Here is an 18,320-nt window from a genome sequence, read left to right on the forward strand (position 1 = left end):
AAATGCCCGTCGCCAGGCATTACAAATTGATTAAATAGCCTGCTCCGTGAAAAGCTCGGCAAGCATCCGTTTTACTCCCACATCCCACGATGGCAGCGTCAAGCCAAAATTACGCTGGAACTTTTCGGTGTTTAAACGGGAGTTGTGCGGCCGAAGCGCCGGGGTCGGGTAAGCCGAAGTAGGCACAGCATTCAATTTTTCAATCGCCAGCTCAATACCCGCTTTTCTAGCTTCATCAAACACCAGTGCAGCATAGTCATACCAGGTTGTAGTATTAGACGCAACCAAGTGATACAAGCCTGCAAGTTCGGGCCTTATCAATGCTGCGCGGATGGCGTGAGCAGTACAATCCGCCAACAACTCTGCACCTGTCGGCGCACCGACCTGGTCATTAATAACGGAAAGTTCGCTACGCTCCTTAGCAAGACGCAGCATGGTTTTTGCAAAATTATTACCCTTACCGGCATACACCCAGCTTGTGCGGAAGATAAGATGCTTAGGACAATTAGCTTGTAGCGCTTTCTCTCCGTCGAGTTTGGTTTGCCCGTAAATATTTAAAGGCGCTGTGGCATCCGTCTCTTTCCAGGGCGTTTCACCATCGCCAGGAAAAACATAATCCGTAGAATAATGCACAACCCAGGCGCCAATCTTAGCCGCCTCTATAGCAATGGCTTCAACGCTCGAAGCATTTAACAGCTGCGCAAATTCTTGTTCAGATTCTGCTTTATCAACCGCGGTATGCGCCGCGGCATTGACAATGACGTCGGGCTTGATGGCGCGAACGGTAGCCGCAATGCCTTCAGGATTACTAAAGTTCCCACAATATTCTTGGGAGTACACATCTAATGCGATTAGATTGCCAAGCGGGGCAAGTGCGCGCTGAAGCTCCCAGCCAACCTGCCCCGTTTTACCGAATAGCAAAATGTTCATTATTTTCGATCTCCATAATTCTGCACTATCCAGCTTTTATAGGCGCCGCTCTTAACATTATTGACCCACTCCTGATTGCTTAGATACCACTCAACGGTTTTACGAATTCCACTCTCGAAAGTTTCTTGGGGTTTCCAGCCCAGTTCAGCACTAATTTTGGCTGCATCAATCGCATAACGGCGATCATGGCCCGGTCGATCAGTTACATAAGTGATTTGATCGCGATATGAGCCTTTTTTGGGCACAATTTCATCAAGAAGGTCGCAAATAGTATGCACCACATCTAAGTTCTGCTTCTCATTATGTCCGCCAATATTATAAGTTTCACCAGGCATACCCCGAGTGGCAACGATATAAAGCGCGCGCGCATGATCTTCGACGTACAGCCAGTCGCGGATCTGATCCCCTTTTCCATAAATCGGCAGCGCTTTACCATCCAGGGCATTCAGAATTACTAGCGGGATCAGTTTTTCAGGAAAGTGATAAGGACCATAGTTGTTAGAACAGTTCGTCACTATTGTCGGGAAGCCATAAGTACGCAGCCATGCACGAACCAGATGATCGCTCGAGGCTTTAGAAGCCGAGTAAGGACTGCTTGGCGCGTATGCGGTGGTTTCCGTAAACAGCGCTAAGTCCTCACCTTCAAGATGTTCATCCGGATGTGGAAGATCGCCATAAACTTCATCGGTAGAAATATGGTGAAAACGAAACGCTGATTTTTGAATATCTTTTAATGTTAACCAATACCCACGTGCGGCTTCAAGCAGCACATATGTCCCTACAATATTTGTCTCAACAAATGCCGCCGGGCCGGTAATAGACCGGTCAACGTGACTCTCTGCCGCCAGGTGCATTACAGCATCAGGCTTGTGCTCAGCAAAAATTCGTTCCATCGCCTTTTTATCGCAAATATCAGCATGCTCAAAAGCATAACGCTCACTTCCGTTTACTTCCGATAATGATTCAAGATTACCGGCATAGGTCAATTTATCGACATTGACCACATGGTCCTGAGTGTTTTTAATGATATGCCGTACTACAGCGGAACCGATAAATCCGGCGCCACCCGTAACAAGAATTTTCACGCGTTATTTTCCGTTAATGATTAAAACAGTGATATTGATCAACTGGATACAGAGGGAACAGTCCGCTGTACCAGAAAATATGCACGCTACCGCCCCTGGCTTAACAGCTACCAGTTCACTAAGCGTATTTGAATGTAAGACTACCGGCAGGATCCTTAAAGTAATCGTGCCATATGGACAATAATTAAGGCGATAATTGTCTTCTTAAATGCTGTCAGAAACAAGGAAAAATAATTAAACATTGAATGTTTGTCCGCAGCATAACTACTTGAATATAAATAATTAAAAAGAAAACGGCAGTGAGCATACATGCGTGCAAGAATCACCCATTATGCTTCACTGCCGTTGAAAGATTGGTAACGCCGTTATAAGTGGCTAGGTTATTATTCGCTGACCAATAATTTCTTAATGCTGTCCCTGAACTTCTGACCTTCCTTGAGGTTACGCAGACCATACTGAACAAACGCCTGCATATACCCCATCTTCTTCCCGCAGTCATAGCTTTCGCCCGTCATCAGCATCGCATCGACAGACTGCTTCTTAGCAAGTTCAGCAATAGCATCGGTCAACTGGATACGCTCCCAGGCGCCTGGTTCGGTCTTCTCAAGCTCAGCCCAGATCTCAGCGTTCAGCACATAGCGACCAACTGCCATCAGGTCAGAATCCAGGGTCTGCGGTTGATCAGGTTTTTCAATAAAGTTAACGATGCGGCTAACCTTACCTTCAGAATCCAGAGGCTCCTTGGTCTGAATAACGGAATACTCAGACAGATCGCCCTTCATGCGCTTAGCAAGAACCTGACTACGACCAGTTTCGTTGAAGCGAGCCACCATAGCAGCCAGATTGTAGCGTAACGGGTCAGCCGTGGCGTTATCAAGAATGATATCTGGCAGCACAACCACAAACGGGTTATCACCAACAACAGGACGCGCGCAAAGGATAGAGTGACCCAGGCCCAGCGGCTGAGCCTGACGCACGTTCATGATGGTCACGCCAGGCGGACAGATGGATTGAACTTCGGCAAGAAGTTGACGCTTAACACGCTGCTCAAGCAGCGCTTCGAGTTCGTAAGAGGTGTCGAAGTGGTTTTCAACCGCATTCTTGGACGAGTGCGTAACCAGAACGATTTCTTTGATCCCTGCAGCAACAATCTCGTCGACGATGTACTGAATCATCGGCTTGTCAACGATCGGCAGCATCTCTTTAGGAATTGCCTTCGTGGCTGGCAGCATATGCATACCCAGACCCGCTACCGGAATGACTGCTTTCAAATTAATCATTATCTCTTCCACCTTAGTATGGATGACGAAGTATAGACGTTTCGCGGGTCACAGCCCAGACGACGAAGTCTTATTCTCGTCACACGCAAATCACGTTTTTGTGTAAATCGCAGTTATACATAACCTGATCGTACGTTAAAGGGAGCAAGAATAATCGGAATCAATCGTATTTTCCGTGCGCCCTAACTTTTTTCCGACTAATCGCAGCCTGACGCTTACTCTGATACAAACGTGATGTCGTCTTTCTTCTCATGTACAAACTCATACTTCAGCGTACGGTCTAGTCCCTGAGAAAGAGTATAAGGCGCTTTGAAACCGGAGCTATGCACCTTAGTCGCATCGAACTGCGTGGTTGCACAAAACTTTTTCACTCGGACGGAGCTGATCGCATATTTTTTGCCGGTGACTTTGCTTAACACATCAAAGCAATAACCACCTAACATACCCAGTGGGTAAGGAAGGTGTACAGAAGGGATTTTTTTGTCGAGACTTTTTTCTACTTCGGACACGAGCTGGTTCATGTTCAAATCCGGTTTGTCTACGTAGTTATAGACCTCGTAGCCGGGATGAACATTCTGGAGTTTGAATTTGATAAACTCGACGATATTTCCTACGTAGGCCATTGATTTAAAGTTAGTTCCAGCGCCTACCATAGCAAATTTACCCCCTGCTATTTGCTTAAGCAGGTTATAGACATTTCCGCGGTTACGTTCGCCAAAGATAACGGTTGGGCGAATGATGGTCAGAGAACGCTGGTCTGGTGCTTTAGAATGCCACTCACGCAATACCTCTTCAGCCTTCCATTTGCTTTTACCATAATGGTTGAAAGGATCCTGCGGATGGGATTCATTTGGATTGACTTTATTAAGGCCATAAACGGCAACTGAACTGGTGAAAATGATGTTTTTAACATCATTTTTTTCCATTGCAGAAAGGACGTTGCGGGTACCCTGTACGTTCACATCGTAGTACAGCGAGGTAGGGCTGACATCGTCACGGTGCTCTGCAGCAAGCAACACTACAGTGTCAAAACCCGCCATAGCGCTGTCCAGTTCCGCCTGATTACGTACATCGCCCGATACGGTGATCTCGGGATAGAAATGGCTTTGCTGTTTATCCAGGTTGGTCACGTTAAAATCCGCCTGGGTAATCTCAATCAAACGGGTACCCACAAAACCTGACGCACCAATAAATAATACTTTATCGTTCATAAACCACTCATTCTGTAATGTGTAAAGCACCCTCTGGTCTATCGTTGTATCTTCCATGAGGTTCACGCTTTAGACGGGATGAACATAAAAATTTAATGGCACGGATTATAGACCTTAAATTCAGGGAGTTCAGTAATAAACTTTAAGAGGTTACAGGGCATAAATCCTAATAATTGGTCACTTAGCACGCTTTATCTTTTACCGGGCAGCGCAAAATTCAACCTATCCACATTCACCACATGTTGATCCACCCGGTCGATATCCACCGAGCTCTGCCCCTTCTCATTCACCGCCTTCACGTTCGCCAGTGACAGAAGCGTTTCTTCCTTAGCCATAAACTTGCCCCTAACGTCTTTGCGCAGGTCGAAGTTAAGCTTTAACGCCGGGCCGGTCGTCGCCTCCTGCATCACGTGAATATTGCGCATAAAGAGGTGTTGCGGTTTGTTGTGCAGGGTAAGAGAGGCGCGCTGGATGTTGACGTTGGTGATAGCGACAAACGACGTCGCGTTGCCTGAAGAGATTTGGATCCCACGCAATTTTTTATCTGCATGACGATTATCCAGCCGGATATCGTTCAGCTTAAAGTTTTGCGGGATGGAGAGATAATTACCTTTGATCACGCCATAGCCAATGAGAAAGCCTGCGCTGTCGACCATTTCAACGTTATCAATGACAAAGTTATCGCAGCCATAGATCGCCACCGTTGCGTTATCAATACCCGCTTTTTTGCTGAAGTCCGGCGTGATATTACGGGCCTTGACGTTGCGAATGATAAAATGTTTACCGTTCTCAACATGCACCAGCTGGCGGCAGTTGCTGCCGGTGATGTTGGCCACGACAAAGTTTTTTACCGACTGATCTTCAGGGTACTCATTGTCGTAAGTGCTACCCGCCAGACCGATACCTATCCCCCAGTTGATCTTACCGTTGGTGCAGTCAATATGGTCGATAACGTGGTCAGAAATCAGGATGTTCTGGTCATTGATCGCCACGTTCCACTCGATGGCATCCCCCTGCAGGTAACTGAAGCGACAGTTGGTGATTTTCGCGCCATCAACCTGATTGTGGAATCCCTGCCGCAGGATGGCGTAGTTCGCTTTGGTTACCGTCAGGTTATCGATCAGCAGATTGCGCATCACCTTCGGTTTTTTACCGCCAATATAGATCTGCGTAACGGGCCCATATCCACTCATGGTCAGCCCTTTGATCTCGCAGTTCGAACCGCGTACATCGAGAGTGATGTTTTCGGTTCTCCCCTCCCCTTCCCCTATAACTTTACAGCCATCCTGCAGAACGAAGCGACCGCGACCATTGCCGGTTAGCGCGCCGCGTATCAGCAAGGTTTTACCCTGGGGAATGAAAATCCCGGTGTTGATGTTCTCGCAGGTCAATCCTGCCGGAACTTCCACCGTATCGCTTTCGGCAAAGGCCTGCTTAAAGGCGGCGATCCAGTCGCGGTTGTTATAATCGCGGATATTCACCGTGCCGCTCTTTGTCGCGGCGCGCACACCTACCAGAGGCGCTACCGCCAGCAATGAACAGGTAGTGACGAACGTGCGTCGCGTCATGGATTTCGGCATAGAGCCTCCGTTTTAAAGCGTTTGTAACAGACTGGCCAGCTGATGATTAATGCGCTGCTGGTTAAAATCGGTCTCCACCTTACGGCGAGCGTTATGCACAACCGGCGTCAGCGTGTCGTTATCGATATCGCCAAAGGCGGCAAGCTGATCGGCCAGTGCCTGCGCATCATTTTCCGCCACCAGCCACCCGGAATGGCCGGGTTCAATCAGCTCCGGGATCCCGCTATGCACGGTGGAGACCACCGGGATCCCCACGGCCATCGCCTCCATTAAGGCCACCGGAATGCCTTCCATATCCCCGTCGGTACCGGTAATGGAAGGCAGCAGAAAGAGATCGGCTTCGTCGAGCATCGCTTTCACTTCGTGGCTGGGCTTGAAGCCCGGCATCTCAACATGAGAGTCCAGTTGATACTGCTCAATAAGCGTGCGCAGACGGCGCTCCCAGGGACCGATACCCAGAATGCGATAATGGAAATCGACACCGCGCGCTTTCAGCTGGCGGCAGGCCTCGATGGCCACGTGCAGCCCCTTCTTCTCGGTCAGGCGCGCCACGGAAATTATCTGCAACGGTTTACCCGGCACTTTGACCGGACGCTGGGTAAAGCGATCCATGTCCACGCCCATGCGGGAGACGGTAATTTTCTCTGTCGGGCATCCCATCGTTTTCAGTCGCCCAGCCCACAAGTCGCTGATGGGCAGCATCATATCGCCGCGCTTAAACAGCTGTTGGTATTCGGGCGTGTAGTGGCTGAGCACATCGCGGCTGGAGATATCGATCCCGTGAAACACGGTAGCGATTTTGCCTTCGATCACGCCCAGTTCACGCAGCTTGGCGGCAGTAACGCCCGCCGGACCAAAGTGGGCGATGAAAACATCTGCCCGATGCGGTTGCGGCGTCTGGCCGCAAATAGAAGAGAGGATAAGATTGCGCGATTCCGCGCCATAGCGGGAGACATTCAGCGCCTTCCAGGTGGCGGGGCGATGCATACCACTCAGGGTACGCAGCGCACGGTATTGCAATTTTGCCAGTCGTCCCTGCGGCTCTACCTGCAGCCAGCGCGTTTTTGCCGCAAGATTATAATCAGTCCAGGCCGCATGGGTGTTCTGCGTATCGCCCTTTTGCAGGGCGACAATCTCCACGTCATATCCCATATCAATAAACGCGGTGATCTGATTTAAGACAAAGGTTTCTGACGACAGCGGGAATTTCAGCAAGAAGAAACCAACCTTCATTTCCCCTCCCCGATGCGATCGAGAACCGATTTCACCATGCTAAGGCCATTTTCGCGCTCGGCCTTCACGGCAACTGCCAGACGTTCATTAACCGCGGGCAGCGAGCCCAGCGTATCGGCGACCATCGCCTCCAGCGAACCATCCAGCAGGTGACGGATATCGATAGCCATCTCCGGCATCCCCAACTGCTGCATAATGCCAGCCGACTTGTGTTCATAGTTGATGGCAATGGCCGGGGTGGCAAAGTTCATGGAGATGATAGCCGAGTGCAGACGGGTTCCCACCGTCAGGTCACAGGCACCCAGCAGTTTGCCCATCTCAAGGTCGTTCAGTTCATCCATCACCACGTGATAACGGGACGGATCGCTGACATGCTCGCGCAGGTTCAGCGCCACCATGCGGTCATCTTTGTTATAGCTGTCGATCCCGGTACAGGTAGAGAGCGCCAGCACCTGGTAGCCGCTCTCAAGAATACGATTTACCACGCCGGCAAAGGCTTTCTCATAAGCAGCCTGCGTTGTGCCCAGACGCTTGTCGAAAGGCGCCAGTTCGCGCAGGGTAATGGCAACGGTTTTCTGCTTCGCTGCAACGTCCAGCCAGTGCTGCACCGCGTAGCTCGGCTGGAAGTTTTCCGTCTGATGATCCACCAGCCAGGCCGTATCCACGCCATGCTCGACTTTGCTGGTGTCGATATCGCTACGCTTCATCAAATCCAGGCTCACGGATTCGCGCAGAATCAGCGCGTCACAATGGCCAAACACGTAGTTGGCCAGCTGATTAAACTGCGGATCCTGGAATGGCCCCACGCTGTGACCAATCATAAACAGTGGTTTTTTCGCCATAAATGTACAGAGCGCATGTTCAAACTGCGGCACGCCATAGAGGTCGACAAAGAAGGAGCCGCCCACCTGAATAATCGCATCATAGCCCGACAGCAGGCGCACAAAATCGGTAAACCCCTGGGCAATCGCAATATTGCGCAGTTTGCCGGTATCGGTCACGCGGGATAAGAGCACCTGATGCTGATAGCGACGGCGCAGCACTTTTTTGACGCGTCCCACCACGCCCGCCGCACTGTTATGTTGCTTCATCTGTGAAAAGAGCGGATCGCCCATCACCGGGCGATTCAGTAACCAGGAGGAGCTCACCGGATAGCGGCTCATTACATCCACTTCTGTCTCAGGCGCAAGCGTGTTAATAGCATCCAGAAGACCGCGCAGAATGGCGCTGTCGCCGCGGTTACCGCAGGTGTGGTTGCCAAGAATCAATAATTTCATAATGACCTCTAAAAGGGGTTCTTCATTCAGCGGATGCGGCCTTTGGCCCTCATCCTGCACGCAATAAGGTTTTCATCTTTTCGCTGCGGCAAAACTGGCGTTTCAACTCCACCACCAGCGCATTACGCGACAGCACAATCATGACCACGAACGCCAGCGCCCCTGCGGCAATCTGCGCCGCCAGTAAGGCCCCCAGCGCCAGGTGACCGCCGAGGGCAACCCCTAAGCCGTAACTCACCGCAAGCGTCGGTAACGAAAGGTAGAACGGCAGCCACAGGCTCAGGATGTATTGACGGTAGCTGGAACCCAGCACCGGTTTGATCATCACGAAATAGCTCAGAACGGTATTGATTATCTGTACCAGCAAGAAGCCCAGCGTCACGCCGATCGCACCGGCCATGTGTCCACCCACGATAATGGCCGGAATAAACAGGAACGTTTTGAACACATTGAATTTAAAGCTAATGTCCACGCGCGCTTTCGCCATCAGCAGTGAACCAATCGGATTACCTACCGAACGCAGCAGGCCCACCACGCACAGCAGCTGCAGAATGGGAACGATCGAGACCCATTTCTCGCCAAAGACCAGCGGAACAAAGTTGTTGGAAACCACCATCAGCCCCAGCAGCGCCGGAAAGTTGATAATCCCCACCACCGAAAGCAGCTTGTAGAAATTCACCCGCAGCTTCTCGGTATCATCCTGAATTTTGGCAAAGGCCGGGAAGAGCACGCGGGTGATGATCGGGTTGAGCTTCATCGGCGGGACCACCGCCACGTTATAAGCCAGGTTGTAGCCCCCGGCGACGCTGGCACCGAGAATACGCGCCAGCACCAGGGTTGAGAGGTTGGTATTCACATAGTTGATAATGCTGTCGGCCGTCAGCCAGGCGCCAAAGCGCAGGTTGGAGGAGACCGACTTGAGGGAGAAGTGCAAACCGGGGCGGTAAATTTTGCGGCCAAAATAGCCGAACAGCAGGGTACGCACCGCCGTGTTGACCAGATAACCCAGGATCGCGGTCATCGCCAGCGGCCAGAAATGAGCGCTAATCACGGTAAAGGTAAAGCCCGCCAGTACCGAACTGGTCTCAATCATGCCAATTTTGTTGAACTCCAGCTCCTTCTGCATTAGCGCGCGGAACTGCTGCCCGTGCGGGATCAATACGAAGGCAAATGACAGCGTGCGAATCAACGGGGCCAAATCCGAGTTGTTCAGTACATGACCAATCACATCGCTCAGCAGAAACACCACCACGAAGACCGACAGTCCCAGCCCGACGTTCAGCCAGTAAAGCGTGGTCAATTCCAGGTGGCTAATCTCTTTGCGCTGGATAATGGAGTTGGCGATGCCGAAATCCGAGAGAGTATCGGCGAGGGCGATAATCACCAGCGATACGGTCAGCAGACCGAACTGGTGATTATCGATGATGCGCGCCAGCACCGTCATCTGCACCAGCCCAAGGCCGATGATGATGATAGTGGCCATGGCTGACCATTTGGCGCCGCTGATGGTTTTTTCTCGTAAGCTCATCTTAGTACGCCGCTTTGTTCACAAAACCTTTGAAGATAGTCAGGAAAACGATTTTGATATCGAACCAGACGCTCCATTCGCGGATGTATTCCAGGTCAAACTCAATTCTTTTCTCCATCTTCTCAAGCGTGTCGGTCTCACCGCGCCAGCCGTTAATCTGCGCCCAGCCGGTAATGCCTGGCTTCACTTTATGGCGCAGCATGTAGCCTTCAATCAGCGCACGATACTGCTCGTTGTGCGCAACCGCATGCGGTCGCGGGCCCACGATGGACATACCGCCGGTCAGCACGTTGATGAACTGTGGCAACTCATCAAGAGAGGTACGGCGCAGGAAATTACCCACGCGGGTTACGCGCGGATCGTTCTGCGTCGCCTGCGTCACCACCGTGTCATTCTCCATCACCTTCATAGAGCGGAATTTCCAGACCTTGATAGGCTTACCGTCCATACCGTAGCGGGTCTGTCGGAAGATGATTGGCCCCTGCGAACTGAACTTCACCGCCAGCGCAATGGCGCACAGCACCGGAGAGATCAGTAACAGAATCAGGGAGGAGAGGATGATGTCCTCTACGCGCTTCAGTACCCGGTTGATACCCGAGAGCGGTGTGTCGTACAGAGGCACGACCGGCACGCCGTTAACCTCTTCAATGCGTGAATGGAGGATGTTGAAGGTAAAGACGTCAGGGATCAGGATCACCGAACAGGTGGTGTCGGCCAGCTCTCGCATCAGCCTTTTAATGCAGGACTCTTCGCTCATCGGGATGGCGAGATAAACATTGTGGATTTTGCCGGCTTTGGCATCCTCAATCAGCTGCTCGTAGTTACCTGCCCAGTCAGCGGTCACCCCGCCAGGTTTGGCGTCGTGATACACCCCTACTACGTCGAAACCCAGCCACGGCTCATTGCGAAAGCTCTCCATCAGGGCCAGCCCCACCGGGAGATCCCCTGCTACCGCCACATAACGCTTGTTATATCCCCGGTTGCGCAACCAGCCCGCGCCGAAGCGAATCAACGAGCGGCAGGTGACCATGCCGACGCTGGTCAGCAGATACCAGTAAAAATAAGTACTGAAACTGTTGTCGAAAGCGCTGCTAAAGGCCACCAGGCCTGCGCTGAAGATAAGGCTCAGCGTCCAGTTTTGCAGTAATAACATCAGCTCCGTGGTCATTTTTACGCCACGGTATGAGCGATAAAAATCGGTCATACCGCCAATCATCTGGAAAACCACCAGCGCAATCAGCGCCATCAGCAGGTGCATGTATAAAAACGAGAGCCCACTGAGCTTACACACCACCCACAGCCCACCGAACATGATGGTGATATCCGAAAAACGCTGCACCATTGAGATTAACGATGCATTCGTTCTGGCTCGCTCGCGCTTTTTTAGATTTGTCATCGTTGTTCCTTTCGTTACCTTTCCCCTCGCACCGCCCTCTCGCCAAAGGGGAGAAGGCGGGGTAAGGGGGAGGTTTTCGTATTACTGATTCAACAGCGCCAGAATGTCCTTTGTTCGTGCTTCCATCATCGCCGTGTCGGCGCGGGACTCCACGTTCAGACGCACTACCGGCTCGGTATTCGATGAACGCAGGTTGAAGCGCCACTGTGGGAAGGCCATGCTGATCCCGTCGGTGCGGTCAATCTCCAGCGCGTGAAGGGCAAAATGATGCTCCACGCGGGCAATCGCCTCGGCAGGCTGTGCCAGCTTGCTGTTAATCTCACCGCTCGCCGGGAAGGCGGCCATGCGGTCGCGCACCAGCTCACCCAGAGTCTGCCCTTTCAGGCACAGCAGCTCAGTGACCAGCAGCCACGGGATCATCCCGCTGTCGCAGTAAGCAAAATCGCGGAAGTAGTGGTGCGCACTCATCTCGCCGCCATAAATGGCGTCTTCTTCACGCATACGCTCTTTAATAAAGGCGTGGCCGGTTTTCGACATCACCGGTGTGCCGCCTGCCGCCTTCACCACATCCACCGTGTTCCAGGAGAGACGCGGATCGTGAATGATTTTTGCCCCCGGGTTTTTCTCGAGGAAGGCTTCCGCCAGCAGGCCAACGATGTAATACCCCTCGATAAACTGCCCTTTCTCATCGAACAGGAAGCAGCGGTCAAAGTCGCCGTCAAAGGCGATGCCCATATCCGCGCCGTGCTCGATCACCGCGTTGCGGGTGTCGTCGCGGCATTCAGGCAGCAGCGGGTTGGGAATACCGTTCGGGAAGTTGCCATCCGGGGTGTTGTGAACCTTGATAAAGGTCACCGGCACGTTCAGCGCCTTAAAGCGGGCCTCCAGCGCATCCACCACCGGGCCGGCCGCGCCGTTGCCGGAGTTGATCACCAGCTTCAGCGGCTTCAGGTTCGCCACGTTGATGTAGCCCAGCAGGTGGTCGATATACTCGTTTTGCAGATTAATTTGTCTGTAGCTGCCGCGCCGGGCTTCATCGACCGGCGGGAAATCGTTGGCTTCCGCCAGGCGCTGCACATCACGTAGGCCGGTATCACCGCTGATAGGACGGGCGCCCTTGCGCACCAGCTTCATGCCGTTGTAGTCCATCGGGTTATGGCTGGCGGTCACTTCGATACCGCCATCCACCCCCAGGTGGAACGTCGCAAAATAGATCTCTTCGGTACCGGACAGGCCGATATCCAGCACGTCCACGCCCGCGTCCTGCAGCCCTTTTGCCAGCGCCAGCTTCAGGGACTCGCTGGTGAGGCGCACGTCGCCGCCCAGCACGATAGTTTGCGGTTTTAAATATTCGCCGTAGGCGCGGCCAATACGCCAGGCAATGTCTTCGTTCAGCTCTTCGCCCAGCTTGCCGCGAATATCGTAGGCTTTAAAACAGGTTAGCTTTTCCATGATTACCCCTTATTCAGGCAACAGTTGGCCCGACCCATACCCGGGCCAATTTCATTCTTATTTATTCACAGGCCAGGTAAGCGACACGCTATCTGGCAAACAAGTGCGCGGTTACACCCGCCCGTAGCGATCCTGGAAGCGGACGATGTCATCCTCTTCAAGATAGGAGCCTGAGCGCACTTCAATTAAGTCGAGAGGAATTTTCCCTGGGTTTTCCAGGCAGTGGGTTGCACCCAGCGGGATGTAGATGGATTCGTTTTCACCCAGCAGTTTGATTTCGCCGTCGATGGTCACTTTGGCGGTTCCCGCCACCACTACCCAGTGCTCCGCGCGATGGTGGTGCATCTGCACCGACAGCCCTTCGCCCGGCTTCACGGTGATGCGTTTCACCTGATAGCGATCACCGGCATCAATGGAGTCATACTTCCCCCACGGACGGTACACTTCGCGGTGGATATGGTGCTCGTGGCGGCCATCGGCTTTGATCTGCTCAACCACTTTTTTGACATCCTGAACGGCGTTGCGGTCAGCAATCAGCACGGCGTCTTTGGTCTGCACAACCACCAGGTCTTTGACCCCCACGGTAGTCACCAGGCCGGACTCGGCATACACGTAGCTGTTTTCGGTTTTGTGGCTAATGACATCGCCATGATGGACATTGCCCTCAGCGGTATGCGCACTGATCTCCCACAGGGATGACCAGGAACCTACATCGCTCCAGCCCGCGTCCATCGGCACGACCACCGCATCGGCGGTACGTTCCATTACCGCGTAGTCCACGGACTCTTCCGGGCAGGCCAGGAATGCCGCTTCGTCTACGCGAATAAAATCGAGATCCGGGTCGGTGACGTTCATCGCTTTTTCACAGGCGCGCAAAATATCCGGGCGATATTTCTCCAGCTCCTCGAGGTAACGCCCCGCGCGGAACAGGAACATGCCGCTGTTCCAGTAATACTCCCCGCTGGCAACATAGGCCTGCGCGGTATCCAGATTCGGTTTTTCGACAAACTGCGCCACATCGAATGCCACGCTGTCGCCTTCGCCTGGCGTCACATCACCGCGACGAATATAGCCATAGCCGGTTTCCGGCATGTCCGGCACGATACCAAAGGTCACCAGCTTACCGTTTTCGGCATAGGGGATAGCGGCGCGAACCGCATCGCGGAAGGTCTCTTCCTGCTGGATGACATGGTCCGCCGCCAGTACCAACATCAGCGGGTCACACTCCGGGCTGCTGCGTTTTGCTGCCAGTGCCGCCAGGGCAATGGCCGGCGCAGTGTTACGTCCGGCAGGCTCCAGAATGATGTTTTCTGTCAGTTTGTTCAGCTGGCGCAGCTGCTCGGCAACAATAAAGCGATGCTGTTCGTTACAGATCACCACCGGGCTTTCACACTCCACGCCGTTCAGACGGTTCACCGTCGTCTGCAGCATGGTGAGCTCCCCTTTCAGGCAGAGGAACTGTTTTGGATAGAGCACGCGGGACAGCGGCCACAACCGGCTACCAGAGCCTCCAGCCATCACGACCGGATACAGTTTGCTTTGACTCATGATTTATCCCCGTATATCTGCAATAAATTGGCTCAGCACGTTCTCTTTTTCGAGCGTGCGTTCGGCATATTCACGTGCCACCGTGTTCTCTTTTGGCATGGCGAGTGCCTGTTCAATGCCGGCGACCAGAGCAGAGACCGACTCTGGCTCTACGCAGACGGCGATCCCTGGATAGCTGTCGCACAGCTGGCCTAATTCGGTTTCGGCTTCGGCGGTGATGACTGCGTTACCGCCGACGGCGAGTATGTTGGTCAGCTTCGACGGCAGGACGGCATCTGCCGCGCCGCGTTTCTGTACCACCAGATGGCAATCGCCCATCTTTAGCAGCGCCGGCAATGCGTCGTAGGACTGAAGCGGGAAAAATTTCACATTCGTCAGGCCGCGTTCGGTGGCCATTTTTTCCAGTCGGGCTTTGCCGCCCCCCTGGCCAACAATGACAAACTGCCATGGCTGGTCGCTAAGCTGGGTCGCTGCCTCAATCACGCTCTCCAGCCCCTGCTTTTCGCCGATGTTGCCCGAGTAAAGAATGATTTTGTGCTCGTCAGGCAAACCCAGCTGCGTGCGCAGTGCCTGAGCGTCACTTTCTGTCACGTCACGAAAGCGCGCCACTTCCGACCAGTTAGGGAAGAAGATGACTTTTTCCGCCGCCACCCCCTTCTCCTGCGCTTTGTTCATCATGGAGCGCGAGATGGTCGAGACGTAATCGACGTTGTGCAGGCCATTGCGCTCGAAGGCGCTGGCCAGCTTCGCGACGGTGCCGCCCTTCCCTTTGCCGGCCATTCCCAGGCCGAGCATGGCGTCCACTTCATAATCCTGAATATGCAGCAGGGTGCGCGCGCCGGAGAGTTTGCCCAGCAGACGCATGCCTGGTGTGCAAAAGAGCGTCGGCACGACGCCAATAATGCGATCCGGCTTCCAGCGACGCTGCGCCATCAGCGGGAAGAAACTGCTCAGGGCAAAGCTGCCCAGATGAATTAAACGTTTCAGCGTCGACGGCTGCTTCGGTACATAAAGCGGGCAGCGCCACACGGTGGCCTTGCCCTCTTCCCGACGATAACGCCAGCTGGAGTAGCGTTCGCCCACTTTCCACTCCGGGTAGTAAGGCGGTGCGGTAATGACCCGCACCTCGTGACCCTGGCTCGCCATCCACTCGACCATCTCACCGGTGTATTTCCCGATCCCGGTCAGCTCTGGGGAGTAGTTGATTCCGTAAACGAGGATTTTCATAGTCCCGGCACCCCGGCCTGACGCTCGGCAAGGAAATAGGCCCGACTGTTGTCGTGAGCATTGTCGCTTGCCAGCAACGCCTCTGGCGTCAGCCAGCGGTAGTCGTCATGCTGGGCGTCAGGCAGACGCAGGTCTGCCTCACTGACCTTCAGACGGAAACCGAGCACCACGTAGTGGGTGGTGAAGTCCGGACCTGAAAAGTTATCGTCATAGAAGTGCTGCCAGACACCGTAAAACTGCCCTGCCGCCATCGGCAGACGCAAGCCCAGCTCCGCGAGAGTCAGTCGCTCAAAGGCATTCGCCAGCGTCTCATCCTTCTGTACGCGCCCACCGGGCACGAACCAGAAGCCCTGTGCAGGACGATTGGTTCGTTTCCCCAGTAAGAACTCGCCGCGTTCGTTCTCCACGATCAAATCAATAGAGATGAGCGGAGTGGAACGAACGACCGTGGCAAAATCTTCCTGACTTAAAAACATCATTACCCCCGGAAGCGGTGCTGATTTTCCAGGAACCACTGGTACGTGCTTGCCAGCCCCTGTTCCAGTGATACCTCGTGATACCAGCCCAGCTGATGCAGACGGGTCACATCGAGCAGTTTGCGCGGGGTACCGTCCGGTTTGCTGGCGTCGAACACCACGCGGCCTTTGTAGCCCACCACTTTCGCGATGGTCTGTGCCAGCTCACGAATGGTGCAGTCCACGCCGGTACCCACATTAATGTGCGACAGCATCGGCTCGGTATTCTCCTGCCATACCTCGCGATCCAGCTCCATCACGTGAATGCTGGCTGCCGCCATATCATCCACATGCAGGAACTCGCGCATCGGCGTACCGCTGCCCCACACCACCACGTCCGGTGCGTTATCCGCAGTGGCTTCGTGGAACCGACGCAGCAGCGCCGGGATCACGTGCGAATTGCTCGGGTGGAAGTTATCGTGCGGCCCGTACAGGTTGGTCGGCATCACCGAGCGATAGTCGCGGTTGTACTGACGGTTGTAGGACTCACACAGCTTAATCCCGGCAATCTTGGCAATCGCGTACGGCTCGTTGGTCGCTTCCAGCGTCCCCTGCAGCAGTTCGCTCTCCGCGATAGGCTGCTTCGCCATTTTCGGGTAGATACAGGAGGATCCGAGGAACAGCAGCTTGTTCACGTCATGCTTATGCGCCGCGTGAATGATGTTGCTCTCGATCATCATGTTCTCGTAGATGAAATCCGCCGGGTAGGTATTGTTCGCCACAATACCCCCCACTTTCGCCGCCGCCAGATAGACCTGGTCAATGCGCGTGTTGGCAAAGAAATCTTCTACCGCACGGCCATCAAGCAGATTCAGCTCGTCGCGGGTGCGAACAACCACCTCGACGTCGCCGCGCTGTTCAAGCTGGCGAACAATCGCGGAACCCACCATTCCGCGATGACCGGCGACAAAAATACGTTGTTTTGTCATTCTCAGGACTCCAGCGCGATGGCAACCTCGTAGCCATGGGACTTAAGCAGGGAGTGTTTCTTCGCGGCTTCGAGATCTTTTGCCACCATCTCTGCGACCATCTCCTGCAGCGTGGTTTCCGGCTTCCAGCCCAGTTTTTCGTGCGCTTTGGTTGGGTCGCCCAGCAGTGTTTCTACTTCAGCAGGACGGAAGTAACGCGGGTCAACCTCAACAATAACATCGCCTGGTTTTACGCCCGGTGCGTCATGACCGGTTACAGAGACCACGATGCCTTTCTCTTCAACGCCAGTGCCTTCAAAGCGCAGTTTGATGCCCAGCTGCGCCGCAGCCATCTCTACAAACTGACGCACGGAGTACTGCACGCCGGTAGCGATAACGAAATCTTCTGGTTTTTCCTGCTGCAGCATCATCCACTGCATTTTCACGTAATCTTTCGCATGGCCCCAGTCACGCAGGGAGTCCATGTTGCCCAGGTGCAGTTTCTTCTCCAGACCCTGCGCGATATTAGCGATAGCGCGGGTGATTTTACGGGTTACGAAGGTTTCGCCGCGACGTGGTGATTCGTGGTTGAACAGGATGCCGTTACAGGCATACATGCCATAGGATTCACGGTAGTTCACGGTGATCCAGTAGGCGTACATTTTGGCTACGGCATACGGAGAACGCGGGTAGAACGGGGTGGTCTCTTTCTGCGGGATCTCTTGCACCAGGCCGTACAGCTCAGAGGTGGAGGCCTGATAGAAACGGGTTTTCTTCTCCAGACCCAGGAAGCGAATCGCTTCCAGCAGACGCAGGGTACCGATGGCGTCAACATCTGCGGTGTATTCCGGGGATTCAAAGGAGACCGCAACGTGGCTCATTGCCCCCAGGTTGTAAACCTCATCCGGCTGCACTTCCTGCAGGATACGGGTCAGGTTAGAGGTGTCGGTCAGGTCGCCGTAATGCAGATGGAATTTCGGGTTAGCCGCGTGCGGATCCTGATAGATATGGTCAACACGCTCTGTGTTAAACGAAGAGGCACGACGCTTAATACCGTGCACTTCATACCCTTTTTCCAGCAGCAGCTCTGCCAGGTAAGAACCATCTTGTCCGGTAACGCCGGTGATGAGAGCGACTTTAGACATGTTTA

15 protein-coding genes are annotated in these 18,320 nt (G+C 53.6%); all 15 read right to left on the minus strand.

Translation table 11 applies throughout. The features are described 5' to 3' along the window. Nucleotides 1-30: 30 nt before the first annotated feature. Nucleotides 31-930 carry a dTDP-4-dehydrorhamnose reductase gene (gene rfbD / locus B2Q93_RS15925; RefSeq protein ID WP_286933736.1) on the minus strand — a complete coding sequence of 300 codons (900 nt, stop codon included), beginning with the start codon at nt 928-930 and terminating at the stop codon, nt 31-33. After that, the gene (rfbB, locus tag B2Q93_RS15930; RefSeq protein WP_286809332.1) at nt 930-2,015 is read right to left on the minus strand and encodes a dTDP-glucose 4,6-dehydratase; all 1,086 of its coding nucleotides are present in this window, start codon (nt 2,013-2,015) and stop codon (nt 930-932) included. Before rfbB ends, rfbD begins: the two co-directional genes overlap by 1 nt. A 383-nt stretch (nt 2,016-2,398) precedes the next feature. Then, the gene (gene galF / locus B2Q93_RS15935; protein ID WP_286809334.1) at nt 2,399-3,295 is read right to left on the minus strand and encodes a GalU regulator GalF; all 897 of its coding nucleotides are present in this window, start codon (nt 3,293-3,295) and stop codon (nt 2,399-2,401) included. Between the two features lie 215 nt (nt 3,296-3,510). Next, complete coding sequence (locus B2Q93_RS15940; RefSeq protein WP_286809336.1) at nt 3,511-4,506, minus strand: NAD-dependent epimerase/dehydratase family protein; 996 nt, start codon at nt 4,504-4,506, stop codon at nt 3,511-3,513. A 191-nt stretch (nt 4,507-4,697) separates the two neighbouring features. Continuing rightward, nucleotides 4,698-6,086, minus strand: a complete 1,389-nt coding sequence (wcaM, locus tag B2Q93_RS15945; protein ID WP_286933737.1) for a colanic acid biosynthesis protein WcaM — start codon at nt 6,084-6,086, stop codon at nt 4,698-4,700. Nucleotides 6,087-6,098: 12 nt separating this feature from the next. Continuing rightward, nucleotides 6,099-7,319, minus strand: coding sequence for a colanic acid biosynthesis glycosyltransferase WcaL (wcaL, locus tag B2Q93_RS15950; RefSeq protein ID WP_046884806.1), 1,221 nt, complete (start codon nt 7,317-7,319; stop codon nt 6,099-6,101). Continuing rightward, complete coding sequence (wcaK, locus tag B2Q93_RS15955; RefSeq protein ID WP_040078439.1) at nt 7,316-8,596, minus strand: colanic acid biosynthesis pyruvyl transferase WcaK; 1,281 nt, start codon at nt 8,594-8,596, stop codon at nt 7,316-7,318. Before wcaK ends, wcaL begins: the two co-directional genes overlap by 4 nt. A 49-nt stretch (nt 8,597-8,645) precedes the next feature. Beyond that, nucleotides 8,646-10,124 carry a colanic acid undecaprenyl disphosphate flippase WzxC gene (wzxC, locus tag B2Q93_RS15960; protein ID WP_286933738.1) on the minus strand — a complete coding sequence of 493 codons (1,479 nt, stop codon included), beginning with the start codon at nt 10,122-10,124 and terminating at the stop codon, nt 8,646-8,648. Between the two features lies 1 nt (nt 10,125). After that, entirely contained in the window at nt 10,126-11,520 is a 1,395-nt protein-coding gene (gene wcaJ / locus B2Q93_RS15965; RefSeq protein ID WP_286933739.1) for an undecaprenyl-phosphate glucose phosphotransferase, read from the minus strand. A gap of 81 nt (nt 11,521-11,601) precedes the next feature. Beyond that, nucleotides 11,602-12,972: a colanic acid biosynthesis phosphomannomutase CpsG gene (gene cpsG, locus B2Q93_RS15970; protein ID WP_046884804.1), complete on the minus strand. Its 1,371-nt coding sequence runs from the start codon at nt 12,970-12,972 to the stop codon at nt 11,602-11,604. A 111-nt stretch (nt 12,973-13,083) separates the two neighbouring features. Beyond that, entirely contained in the window at nt 13,084-14,520 is a 1,437-nt protein-coding gene (cpsB, locus tag B2Q93_RS15975) for a mannose-1-phosphate guanyltransferase (RefSeq protein WP_040074898.1), read from the minus strand. 3 nt (nt 14,521-14,523) lie between these two features. Further along, on the minus strand, nt 14,524-15,747 hold the full coding sequence (wcaI, locus tag B2Q93_RS15980; RefSeq protein WP_212477789.1) for a colanic acid biosynthesis fucosyltransferase WcaI: 1,224 nt from the start codon (nt 15,745-15,747) through the stop codon (nt 14,524-14,526). Beyond that, entirely contained in the window at nt 15,744-16,223 is a 480-nt protein-coding gene (locus B2Q93_RS15985; RefSeq protein WP_286933992.1) for a GDP-mannose mannosyl hydrolase, read from the minus strand. The genes wcaI and B2Q93_RS15985 overlap by 4 nt, the downstream gene beginning before the upstream one ends. A 2-nt stretch (nt 16,224-16,225) precedes the next feature. Further along, nucleotides 16,226-17,191 (minus strand): GDP-L-fucose synthase, encoded by a 966-nt coding sequence (gene fcl / locus B2Q93_RS15990; protein WP_207292053.1) that lies wholly within the window; start codon nt 17,189-17,191, stop codon nt 16,226-16,228. Between the two features lie 2 nt (nt 17,192-17,193). Then, nucleotides 17,194-18,315 carry a GDP-mannose 4,6-dehydratase gene (gene gmd / locus B2Q93_RS15995; protein WP_040074894.1) on the minus strand — a complete coding sequence of 374 codons (1,122 nt, stop codon included), beginning with the start codon at nt 18,313-18,315 and terminating at the stop codon, nt 17,194-17,196. Nucleotides 18,316-18,320: the final 5 nt, after the last annotated feature.

Source organism: Leclercia sp. UBA5958, assembly GCF_002430365.1.
In the GTDB taxonomy this organism is placed as follows: domain Bacteria; phylum Pseudomonadota; class Gammaproteobacteria; order Enterobacterales; family Enterobacteriaceae; genus Enterobacter; species Enterobacter pneumoniae.